The organism is Acinetobacter lactucae, assembly GCF_013344765.1.
GTDB classification, from domain to species: Bacteria; Pseudomonadota; Gammaproteobacteria; order Pseudomonadales; family Moraxellaceae; genus Acinetobacter; species Acinetobacter lactucae_A.
This window is the reverse complement of record NZ_JABVBF010000123.1, coordinates 1-10,692: the sequence shown is the minus strand read 5'-3', so window position 1 is coordinate 10,692 and position 10,692 is coordinate 1. Positions and strand designations below refer to the sequence as shown.

Here is a 10,692-nt window from a genome sequence, read left to right as displayed (position 1 = left end):
GATAATAATAATGATCAATAAAGTATTAATAGTGTTGTGTGTGAGTATTGTCTTTGTATTAGGGTATTGGGTGTATTTAGATACTCAAAATAAAAGACATCAGGAGCTCATGCGGATCATACAAGAAGCTGAAAAAAACCTACAAAGTATCGAACGTAATCCAAACCATGCTCACCATAGCAATTTAGCTTCTTATAATATGCAAGAATACATCGGTGAGAAAAAAATTATTTTTTAGTAATATCGGCCTATAAATTTCTAACCTTTGCAGTGTCATTGGTCATATCTTTTCATAAATTTTGATCATGTTTCTGTTGAATCTGTTAAACTTATTGAACGTATAGTAAAAAAGCTGCATAGGGGGTTATGCAGCTTTTTTGTGTTTCAAGAGGGGCTGTGGTTATTTCCTATGTATAAATCTAGAAAGCAAATGAGTGGCATATTTGTTGCTTCTTTTATTTGAGATTCTTGTTTATAGGCCTGAACAGAAAAACAATATTGTTCAGCGACCTACATAGAAGTAAATATCCCACAGTTCAGATTTTGCATAGAGGCTACTTATGGCGGCGCCCAATTCTTCGGTAGGCTGGTTAGAGCGTTTATTTAAGTTAAGCGACAATAAAACCACTTTCCGAACTGAAGTTCTTGCTGGTGTAACTACATTCCTAACGATGTGTTACATCATTATTGTCAATCCACTCATTTTATCTGAAACCGGCATGGATCATGGTGCCGTATTCGTTGCGACCTGTTTGGCAGCAGCAATCGGATGTTTAGTGATGGGCATCATTGCGAATTATCCAATCGCGCTGGCCCCTGGTATGGGTTTAAACGCTTACTTTACCTACTCGGTTTGTATGGGAATGGGCGTGCCATGGCAAACAGCTTTAGCGGCTGTTTTTGTTTCAGGCCTTGTCTTTCTTGCAATTAGCTTCTTTAAAATTCGTGAAGCGATTGTCAATGCGATTCCAATGTCACTTAAGTTTGCAATCGGCGGTGGTATTGGTTTGTTCCTAGCACTGATTGCACTAAAAAATGCCGGAATTATTGTTGATAACCAAGCGACATTAGTCGGTTTGGGTGATATCAAACAGCCTACAGTATTACTAGCGTTATTCGGTTTTTTAATGATTGTGGTTTTACACCAATTAAAGGTTCGCGGCGCAATCATTATTAGTATTTTAGTTGTTACGGCCATCGCTACTGCTTTAGGTTTAAATGAATTTAAGGGTGTAGTGGGTCAAATTCCTTCAATTGCACCAACATTCATGCAAATGGACTTTGAAGGTCTATTTACAGCAAGTATGGTCGGCGTCATTTTCGTATTCTTTATTGTCGACTTGTTTGATAGTACAGGTACTTTGGTTGGTGTTTCACACCGTGCGGGTCTTTTACAAGACGGTAAATTACCTCGTTTGAAAAAAGCATTATTTGCAGACTCTACTGCAATCGTTGCTGGTGCCGCATTAGGTACATCTTCAACTACGCCATATATTGAATCCGCTTCAGGTGTAGCAGCAGGTGGACGTACTGGTTTAACTGCTGTTGTGGTTGCTGTCTTGTTTATCTGCTGTCTATTTTTAGCACCTCTTGCTCAATCTGTACCAGGTTTTGCAACAGCGCCAGCTTTATTGTTTATTGGTGTGTTGATGATCCAAGGGATCACGCACATTGATTGGGATGATATTACTGAAGCTGTTCCAGCATTTTTAACCATTGTATTTATGCCATTCACCTATTCAATTGCTGATGGTATTGCAATGGGTTTTATTAGCTATGCATTAGTTAAATTATTCACGGGTAAGGCAAAAACTGTACCGTACATGGTATGGATCATTGCTGCGCTTTGGGTATTTAAATTTATCGCGTTTGGCGGTTAATATGATTTTTTATAATTTTCTTCTTGAGCTATCTTAGACATAGTTTTCAATAAGAAGAAAATTATAAAAGGGTGTGATTTTGACCACACCCTTTTTTCTTTAGACGTGGAGTTAATATGAATCAAGTCGAGCTGATTCGCGCCTTACCAAAAGCCGAATTGCATGTGCATATTGAAGGGACTTTCGAACCTGAATTAATGTTTGCAATTGCCCAGCGCAATCAGATTCAGATTCCTTACAAATCTGTTGAAGAAGTAAAGCAAGCTTATAACTTTCATAATCTTCAATCATTCTTAGATATTTACTATGCTGGTGCGAATGTTCTTGTACATGAACAAGACTTCTATGATTTAGCATGGGCTTATTTTGAGAAATGTGCCGAAGATCATGTCGTTCACACAGAAATGTTCTTTGACCCGCAAACCCATACAGACCGTGGTGTTGCGTTCTCAACAGTGATTAGCGGTTTAAAACGTGCTTGTGCAGATGCCAAAGCTAAGTTTGGTATCAGCTCTCAATTGATTATGTGTTTCTTGCGTCATTTAAGTGAAGAAGCTGCATTTGAAACACTTGAGCAAGCATTGCCATTTAAGCAAGATATTATTGCTGTAGGGCTTGATTCAAGTGAAGTAGGGCATCCACCAGCTAAATTTGAACGTGTTTTTGCTAAGGCACGTGAAGAGGGTTTCTTAATCGTTGCTCATGCTGGCGAAGAGGGTCCACCTGAGTATGTATGGGAAGCTTTAGACTTACTCAAAGTGAACCGTATTGACCATGGTGTGCGTTCTGAAGAAGACGAACAATTAATGGCGCGTTTAATTAATGAAAAAATGCCATTAACGGTTTGTCCTTTAAGTAACTTAAAGCTATGTGTTGTTAAGGATATGAAAGATCATAATATCCGCCGTCTTTTACAAAAGGGCGTACATGTAACGGTTAACTCAGATGACCCTTCATATTTTGGTGGATATATGAATGATAATTTCTTTGCCATCCAGCAAGCTTTAGACTTAAACAATGATGAGTTGAAGCAACTCGCAATTAACTCTTTTGAAGCTTCTTTCATTTCAGATGAAGAGAAACAAAAGTGGATTGCAGAAATCCAAAAAATCTAAATAAAAAAACCGCCTATCTCGGGCGGTTTTTTTATACATAGGGTTTATTTGGGCTGTTTGGTCATACTATTTAAAATATTGTCTTTATCAATGAAGTGATGTTTTAAGGCTGCAAGTACATGCCCAACAATAAGAAAACCTGCAAACCAAGAAATATAAATATGTAATGGTTTAACAATAGCTAAAAGCTCTGGGTTATCTTGCACTAAACGTGGAATTTCAAATAAATATAAAACAGGAGCAGGGTGACCAGCACTCCAGCTAAACAAACAACCAGTGACAGGCAAAGCCACCAAAATTACATAAAGGAATAGATGCCCCACATGTGCCAGAGTTTTCATCATTGGTGACATGGTGTCAGGTAGTTTTGGCACAGGGTGTGTATAGCGCCAAAAAATCCGAATAATCACTAAAAAGATAATTGTGGTTGCAATATTCTTGTGCAACGTAATTACATCGCCTTTAAAGGGGCCATCAACGTCATAACTTAAAAAATTTCCACTATAGAAACCAATAACCCATGCAATGATGAAAATGATTGCCATCACCCAATGCAGGATTTGCGCGGTACGGGTGTAATACTGAGAGGAAGCAGCAGGCATAAAAGACCCTTTTTTTGTCGTTTTGATTCGTGATTTTAGGGGAAAGCGCAGATTTTAAGAAATGTTTTAAATGTAACGGAGCGTGCTAAAAACAGAACGTTTAAGACAAAACGCATTTGATGAGCTGGGTTTTGCAGGTGGAAAAAGATTGCATAAATGCATCAAATTATTTGTTTCTTCTAAAGTCGAGTTTAGGCACAATACGCGCAGCCAACGTTCAATCAAAGGAAAAAATGATGAAAAAATTGATGCTCGCTCTAGCGCCAGTTGTTTTAGCTTTAACAGCGTGTGCAACGACTACAGGTACGGGTACAGGTGCTACTTCTGCACAAACGACAACTCAGCAGTTGGGTGTTGCTGCATTAAAAGTTGCTGTAAATGCGAAATGTATTACAGAGATTAATAATGTCCCTGCATGGAAAACAGCAACAAAGCTTATGACTACTGAACAACGTGATAGCATTCAAACCAATGTGTGTGGTTGCGTGAGCGAAAAGGCTCCAAACAGTGTGACAGCAGTAGAATTGGCAGCAGCTGCACTTGATGTAAATACACGTGCTACAATCGTAAACCAAGTGGTTTCTAAAACTGTAAACGCTTGTGTGGCAGAAGCTTTACAAAAGTAATTAATAATTTTTGTGTTAAAGAAGGCTGATTATATTGATCAGCCTCTTTTATTTAAAGGTAGTGAGTCGATGTTTATTGCTGGTGTAGATGAGGCGGGACGGGGGCCTCTAGTAGGTTCGGTTGTGGCAGCGGCCGTTATTTTAGATCCGAATAATCCAATTTTAGGATTGAATGATTCTAAAAAATTAACTGAAAAGAAACGTGAAAAGTTGTTTATTGAAATCCAAGAAAAAGCCTTAGCTTGGTCCATTGCTGAAGCAACACATGCTGAAATTGACGAGTTAAATATTTTACAGGCGACTTTTTTGGCTATGCAGCGCGCTGTTGATGGTTTGAAAACTCAACCACAAAAAGTAATTGTAGATGGCAACCAAATTCCTAAAGGAATTATTATTCCATGTGAAGCCATTGTTGGTGGAGATGCAAGCCATGCTGAAATTAGTGCAGCAAGTATCTTGGCAAAAGTAACACGAGATCGACAAATGGCGGAATTAGATCAGCAATATCCACTATTTGGTTTTGCCAAACATAAAGGATATCCAACCAAAGCACACTTTGAAGCAATTGCTGTGCATGGCGTGATTGATCAGCATCGTCGTAGTTATGCACCTGTTAAACGTGCTTTAGGTCTATAAATACAAGCACTTAAAAAATTTAAAGCGACTATAAAGTCGCTTTAATTAGGGAGAGAACAACTTCATACTAACGATTGAAGTTTTTCTGTGCATAATTATCATCTTCATAAGAAACTTGATAATCTTGATCAAGATGTTGAAGGTGTTCATGCATTGCACGTTCATGTTGAATACGTTGATAAATTTCTTCGCGATGAACAGAAACCTCTTTTGGTGCATTCACACCAATACGAACCTGGTTTCCTTTGACGCCAAGCACAGTAACACTGACTTGATCCCCAATCATTAATGTTTCCCCGACACGGCGGGTCAGAATCAGCATGTTTATCTCCTTGCTAAACGCTTAAAACTGCAATATTGGTACCCAAATAAAAGCTCAACCTCAGTTTTCAGTCAGATTCTAACAGAAATATGAGAACAAAGTCATATTTTGATAATCACTGCCAAAAAACTTTCCGTTTAATATAACAGAGCCGCTATAAAAAAAACTATAGCGGCTCTGTGTTTTCTTTGATTATTGTCGGACAAGTAAACATTTTTTAATGAATTCTTGACCGTTTGGTAAAATTAAGCGCGGGCGCTGCTTTCACCATGTTCGCGATCTAAACCAAAAGCGGTATGTAGGCAACGAACTGCAAGTTCAAGGTATTTCTCATCAATAATGACAGAAACTTTAATTTCAGAAGTTGAAATCATAAGAATGTTGATGCCTTCATCAGCAAGGGCAGTGAACATTTTGCTCGCTACACCTGCGTGTGAACGCATACCTACACCAACGATAGACACTTTAACGATGTCGTCACGTGTTGAAACTTCACGCGCGCCAATATTTTTAGCAGTTTCGTTTAAGATTTTTTCAGCTTTCGCTAAATCAACACGGTTTACAGTGAAAGTAAAATCTGTAGTGCCGTCTTCTTCAACATTTTGCACTATCATATCGACTTCGATATTAGCATCACTTACTGGTGATAAGATTTTAGAAGCAATGCCTGGTTCATCAGGTACACCTAAAATCGTTAATTTTGCTTCGTCACGGTTAAAAGCAATACCTGCAATAATTGGCTGTTCCATAGTATCTTCCGCCTCAGTAGTAATGAGAGTACCAACATTTTCTTTAAATTCGTCATCAAAAACGCCGTCGTTATCATTATCAAAGCTTGATAATACACGTAAAGGAACTTGATATTTCCCGGCAAACTCTACTGAGCGAATTTGTAAAACTTTAGAACCTAATGATGCCATTTCTAGCATTTCTTCAAAAGAAATACGGTCGATTTTTTTGGCTTTAGGAGCAACGCGAGGGTCAGTGGTGTAAACACCATCTACATCAGTGTAAATCTGGCATTCATCAGCTTTTAAAGCAGCAGCAAGAGCAACACCAGAAGTATCTGAACCACCTCGACCTAGTGTTGTGGTATTTCCATTAGCATCAAAGCCTTGGAAACCAGCAACCACAATAACACGACCTGCATCTAGGTCATTGGTCATGACATCTGTATCAATAGACTCGATACGCGCTTTGGTAAATGCACTGTCAGTTTTAATACCGACTTGACGTCCGGTATAGGATTTAGCTTCCACACCAATCGAATTAAGTGCCATAGCTAACATGGAAATCGTCACCTGTTCACCAGTTGAAACCATTTGGTCTAACTCGCGTGGGTCAGGTGTTTCGGTAATGGCTTTAGCGAGAGCAAGTAAGCGGTTTGTTTCACCACTCATTGCAGATACGACCACAACAACCTTGTGACCGTGATCATGCCAACGCTTCACACGACGAGCAACATTTAAAATGCGCTCGGGGGTACCCATAGAAGTACCGCCATATTTTTGAACGATTAATGCCATAGTTGTTCCATATAAGCCATGACCCTGAGAGGCTTTTCAGGGTCAGTTACACAAAAAGTGAAGTCTTATTTTTGTTCAAGCCATGCAGGTAATGCTGCGATCACTTGTCCAAACTTCTCGTTAAGTGGCGCGCCACCTTGTGCTAAGTCAGGTTTACCACCACCTTTACCACCTAACTCGGTTGCTAGATGTTTGATGATGTCACCTGCTTTTAGATTTGCAGTGTATTGTGATGCAACTGAAGCAAGTAGGCTAACTTTGTCACCCTCTACACCAGCTAACACAATAACTGCATTCTCTAATTTTGATTTAACACTGTCATGTAAGTTGCGAAGTGATTTTGCATCTACACCTTGAACAGTGGTAATAAGCGTTTGACGATCAGCAATCGTTTGTACCTGATCAATCAATTCTGACGCTTGGAAGTTTGCCAATTTCTGATTGAGCTGTTCAATCTGCTTTTGTAATGCAGAAACCAATTCAACATTGGCTTGTACACGCTCAACAGTTTGGTCTTTCTGTGCTTTTAATAAGCCATTAATGTGCTGGATATCAGCATCAGTTTTTTGTACTACATCTAGCGCTTTAGTGCCTGTAACAGCTTCAATACGACGTACACCAGCAGCTACACCACCTTCAGAAGTGATTTTGAATAAACCAATATCACCTGTACGTTTAACGTGAATACCACCACAAAGTTCAATTGAGAAGTTTTTCTCATCAATAATTGAACCCATAGAAAGTACACGTACTTCATCACCGTATTTTTCACCAAACAACATCATGGCACCTTTAGCTTTTGCAGCTTCGATATCAAGAAGTTCAGTTGTTACAGCACTATTTGCAATAATTTCTGCATTCACTAAACGCTCAACTTGTTGTAACTGTTCAAAAGTTACTGGTTGGTCATTAGCAAAGTCGAAACGTAAGATATCACTTGCAACTAGAGAACCTTTTTGTTGTACATGCGAACCTAAGATTTGACGAAGGGCAGCATGTAATAGGTGAGTTGCTGAGTGGTTACGTGCAGTTGCCTCACGAATGTCTGCTTTAACAATTGCTTCAACGTTTTGATCAGCTTTAAGGCTACCAACGGTCACAATACCTTGATGAACAAAAGCACCACCTGACTTTTTAGTATCTTGAACTTCAAAAATACCAGTTTCATTTTTGAAGATACCCGTGTCGCCAATCTGACCACCACTTTCAGCATAGAAAGGAGTTTGGTTTAAAACGATAAGCGCTTCATCACCTTCAGAAACTTCGTCAACTTGTACGCCATCTTTATAGATCGCTACAATTTGACCTTGGCCAGTGGTGTTGATGTAACCGTCAAACTGAGTTTCGCCTTCAACTTTTACAATGTTGTTGTAGTCAACTGCGAATTTACCAGCATCACGAGCACGTTGACGCTGAGCAGCCATTTCTACTTCAAAACCTGCTTCATCAATAATAAAGTCACGTTCACGTGCAATATCAGCAGTTAAGTCTGTCGGGAAGCCGTAAGTGTCGTAAAGTTTAAATACAGTCGCACCAGGAATGGTTTTATCTTTTAATTGAGCAAGTTCGCCTTCAAGTAGTTTCAAGCCTTGCTCAAGTGTTTTAGCAAACTGTTCTTCTTCACGAATTAAAGTTGCTTCAATCACATCTTTACGAGCTGCAAGTTCTGGATATGCATCACCCATAACTTCAATTAAAGGTTGCAACATTTTGTAGAAGAACGTACCAGTTGCACCAAGTTTATTACCGTGACGCACAGCGCGGCGGATAATACGGCGAAGTACATACCCACGACCTTCATTGCTTGGGTTTACACCATCAGCAATAAGGAAACAGCATGAACGCGCATGGTCTGCAACTACACGTAAAGAAGGCTGACCTTCGTCTTCAATACCAATAATGTTTGCAGCAGCTTTTAATAAGTGTTGGAACAGGTCAATGTCGTAGTTTGAATTAACATGTTGCAATACAGCAGAGATACGCTCTAAGCCCATACCCGTATCAACAGATGGAGCAGGGAGAGGGTGAAGCACGCCATCAGCAGTACGGTTAAACTGCATGAAAACGTTGTTCCAGATTTCAATGAAACGGTCACCGTCTTCTTCTGGTGAACCTGGTAAACCACCCCAAATGTGATCACCATGGTCAAAGAAGATTTCAGAACATGGACCACATGGGCCAGTATCACCCATTGCCCAGAAGTTATCAGATGCGTATTTTTCGCCTTTATTATCACCAATACGGATAATACGTTCAGGCGCTAAACCGATTTCTTTGTTCCAGATGTCGTAAGCTTCGTCATCGGTATGGTAAACCGTGGCATAAAGTTTATCTTTTGGTAAACCAAGCCATTGTTCGCTGGTTAAAAATTCCCATGCGAATTTAAGTGCATCACGTTTGAAATAATCACCAAATGAGAAATTACCTAACATTTCAAAGAATGTATGGTGACGAGCAGTGTAACCAACGTTGTCTAAGTCATTGTGTTTACCACCAGCACGTACACATTTTTGTGATGTAGTTGCACGTACATAGTCACGCTTTTCAAGACCTAAGAAGCAGTCTTTAAACTGGTTCATCCCAGCATTTGTAAATAATAAAGTTGGGTCGTTGGCAGGAACAAGAGAACTCGACGCGACACGTGTATGCCCTTGCGTCTCAAAGTAGCGCAAAAATGCTTCACGAATTTCAGCAGATGTCATTAAACGAGTACTCACAACCAAGTCACTCCATATTTTCGAATTTGGCTAAATGTATCAATGCTTGTTTGTTTTATGTCAAACCTTAGCATGTGATACGGGGCTTATTTTTTAAAAACGCTAAATTGTAGCGGAAAAACCCCACCGAACCAACGATTTTAAAAGGAATATCTTACAAAACTGTGATTTGGCTAAAAATCTATATTCAATTGGGCGTGACGTGCTTTAATATATGCCTTCTTTAGCCTGTAGTTTTGTAGATAAGGATAGGTCATGCAACGTATCGCCATTAATGGGTTTGGCCGAATTGGACGTAATGTTTTACGTGCCTGGTTTGAGAGCTCAAAACAATTTCGATTTGAAATCGTGGCGATTAACGACATAGCAGATGTGCAAACATTAGTGCATTTATTTAAATATGACTCAACACATGGCCGCTTCAATGGAAGTGTGGAAATATTCATTGAAAATGAAAAAGTTTTTTTGAATATTCAGTCAAATCAACGAACGCTAAAAGTTGAGGTTTTAAAGCAGGAACAACCCGAACTTTTACCATGGTCTAGTTTAGATATTGATGTGGTACTTGAGTGTACCGGACTGTTTCGCTCTCATGCGGATGCAACACGTCACCTAGAAGCAGGGGCAAAGCGGGTCATTATTGGGGCAGCACCTTTTGACCATGTTGATGCAGCCATTGTTTATGGTGTGAACCATGCTGATGTGAAAGCGACTGATCAAATTATTTCGAGTGTGTCATGTACTACACAAGCTTTAGTTCCATTAGTCAAAATCATTGATGATGCTTTCGGTATTGAAACTGCACTTATGACAGAAATTCATGCAGTAACGGCAGACCAATCTGTACTTGATCATGCACATCGTGATTTACGTCGTGCTAGAGCTTCAGGGCAAAATATTATCCCGACTACGTCTAGTGCACTCGGTGCATTAAAACGTGTTATGCCTAAAATGGAAGACCGTATTGATGGTTATTCAATTCGAGTACCAACTATTAATGTGGCTGCAATTGACTTAACTTTTATCGCGCAATCTCCAATTACTGTACATCACATTAATGAGTTGCTAATTAAAGCTTCTCAAACAGATTATGCAGAAATTATGACTGTTACTGATGAACCGTTAGTTTCGAGTGATTTCAATCATTCACCTTATTCACTCATTGTTGATTTAACCCAAACTATGGTGGTTGGGCATCAAGCTAAAGTATTTGCTTGGTATGATAATGAATGGGGTTATGCAAATCGATTATTGGATCTGTGTGACTC

General features: G+C 39.4%; 10 protein-coding genes. 6 read left to right on the top strand and 4 right to left on the bottom strand.

Going from position 1 to position 10,692, the window contains the following annotated elements; genetic code table 11:
• Positions 1-10 precede the first annotated feature (10 nt).
• The 3 genes from HUN22_RS12370 (at position 11) to HUN22_RS12360 (ending at position 2,995) form a co-directional block, all read left to right on the top strand.
• Positions 11-238 (top strand): hypothetical protein, encoded by a 228-nt coding sequence (locus HUN22_RS12370; RefSeq protein ID WP_174729779.1) that lies wholly within the window; start codon positions 11-13, stop codon positions 236-238.
• A 322-nt stretch (positions 239-560) separates the two neighbouring features.
• On the top strand, positions 561-1,880 hold the full coding sequence (locus HUN22_RS12365) for an NCS2 family permease (protein WP_069141079.1): 1,320 nt from the start codon (positions 561-563) through the stop codon (positions 1,878-1,880).
• Between the two features lie 116 nt (positions 1,881-1,996).
• The gene (locus tag HUN22_RS12360) at positions 1,997-2,995 is read left to right on the top strand and encodes an adenosine deaminase (protein WP_130118656.1); all 999 of its coding nucleotides are present in this window, start codon (positions 1,997-1,999) and stop codon (positions 2,993-2,995) included.
• Between the two features lie 44 nt (positions 2,996-3,039).
• Here HUN22_RS12360 and HUN22_RS12355 read toward each other — a convergent pair whose 3' ends face one another.
• Positions 3,040-3,597: a cytochrome b gene (locus tag HUN22_RS12355; RefSeq protein WP_174729773.1), complete on the bottom strand. Its 558-nt coding sequence runs from the start codon at positions 3,595-3,597 to the stop codon at positions 3,040-3,042.
• A 236-nt stretch (positions 3,598-3,833) separates the two neighbouring features.
• On the opposite strand from HUN22_RS12355, the gene HUN22_RS12350 reads away from it, so the two are divergent.
• Both HUN22_RS12350 and rnhB read left to right on the top strand, forming a co-directional pair.
• A complete protein-coding gene (locus tag HUN22_RS12350; protein ID WP_174729770.1) occupies positions 3,834-4,223 on the top strand; it encodes a hypothetical protein in 390 nt (129 codons plus the stop codon).
• 69 nt (positions 4,224-4,292) lie between these two features.
• Positions 4,293-4,859 (top strand): ribonuclease HII, encoded by a 567-nt coding sequence (rnhB, locus tag HUN22_RS12345; RefSeq protein ID WP_002163155.1) that lies wholly within the window; start codon positions 4,293-4,295, stop codon positions 4,857-4,859.
• Between the two features lie 67 nt (positions 4,860-4,926).
• On the opposite strand, the gene csrA is transcribed toward rnhB, so the two are convergent.
• The 3 genes from csrA to alaS form a co-directional block, all read right to left on the bottom strand.
• Positions 4,927-5,181, bottom strand: a complete 255-nt coding sequence (csrA, locus tag HUN22_RS12340; RefSeq protein WP_000906487.1) for a carbon storage regulator CsrA — start codon at positions 5,179-5,181, stop codon at positions 4,927-4,929.
• A gap of 245 nt (positions 5,182-5,426) precedes the next feature.
• Positions 5,427-6,707: an aspartate kinase gene (locus tag HUN22_RS12335; RefSeq protein ID WP_064784997.1), complete on the bottom strand. Its 1,281-nt coding sequence runs from the start codon at positions 6,705-6,707 to the stop codon at positions 5,427-5,429.
• Between the two features lie 65 nt (positions 6,708-6,772).
• Positions 6,773-9,409: an alanine--tRNA ligase gene (gene alaS, locus HUN22_RS12330; RefSeq protein WP_174729776.1), complete on the bottom strand. Its 2,637-nt coding sequence runs from the start codon at positions 9,407-9,409 to the stop codon at positions 6,773-6,775.
• 270 nt (positions 9,410-9,679) lie between these two features.
• Between alaS and gap the strand changes: the two genes are divergently transcribed.
• Positions 9,680-10,692: type I glyceraldehyde-3-phosphate dehydrogenase (gene gap, locus HUN22_RS12325; protein WP_174729767.1), on the top strand; the 1,013-nt coding region annotated here is incomplete at its 3' end.

Coding starts and splice junctions, on each gene's coding strand:
- HUN22_RS12370 (WP_174729779.1), top strand. CDS start 11: ATGATCAATAAAGTATTAATAGTGTTGTGTGTGAGTATTGTCTTTGTA.
- HUN22_RS12365 (WP_069141079.1), top strand. CDS start 561: ATGGCGGCGCCCAATTCTTCGGTAGGCTGGTTAGAGCGTTTATTTAAG.
- HUN22_RS12360 (WP_130118656.1), top strand. CDS start 1,997: ATGAATCAAGTCGAGCTGATTCGCGCCTTACCAAAAGCCGAATTGCAT.
- HUN22_RS12355 (WP_174729773.1), bottom strand. CDS start 3,597: ATGCCTGCTGCTTCCTCTCAGTATTACACCCGTACCGCGCAAATCCTG.
- HUN22_RS12350 (WP_174729770.1), top strand. CDS start 3,834: ATGAAAAAATTGATGCTCGCTCTAGCGCCAGTTGTTTTAGCTTTAACA.
- rnhB (WP_002163155.1), top strand. CDS start 4,293: ATGTTTATTGCTGGTGTAGATGAGGCGGGACGGGGGCCTCTAGTAGGT.
- csrA (WP_000906487.1), bottom strand. CDS start 5,181: ATGCTGATTCTGACCCGCCGTGTCGGGGAAACATTAATGATTGGGGAT.
- HUN22_RS12335 (WP_064784997.1), bottom strand. CDS start 6,707: ATGGCATTAATCGTTCAAAAATATGGCGGTACTTCTATGGGTACCCCC.
- alaS (WP_174729776.1), bottom strand. CDS start 9,409: ATGACATCTGCTGAAATTCGTGAAGCATTTTTGCGCTACTTTGAGACG.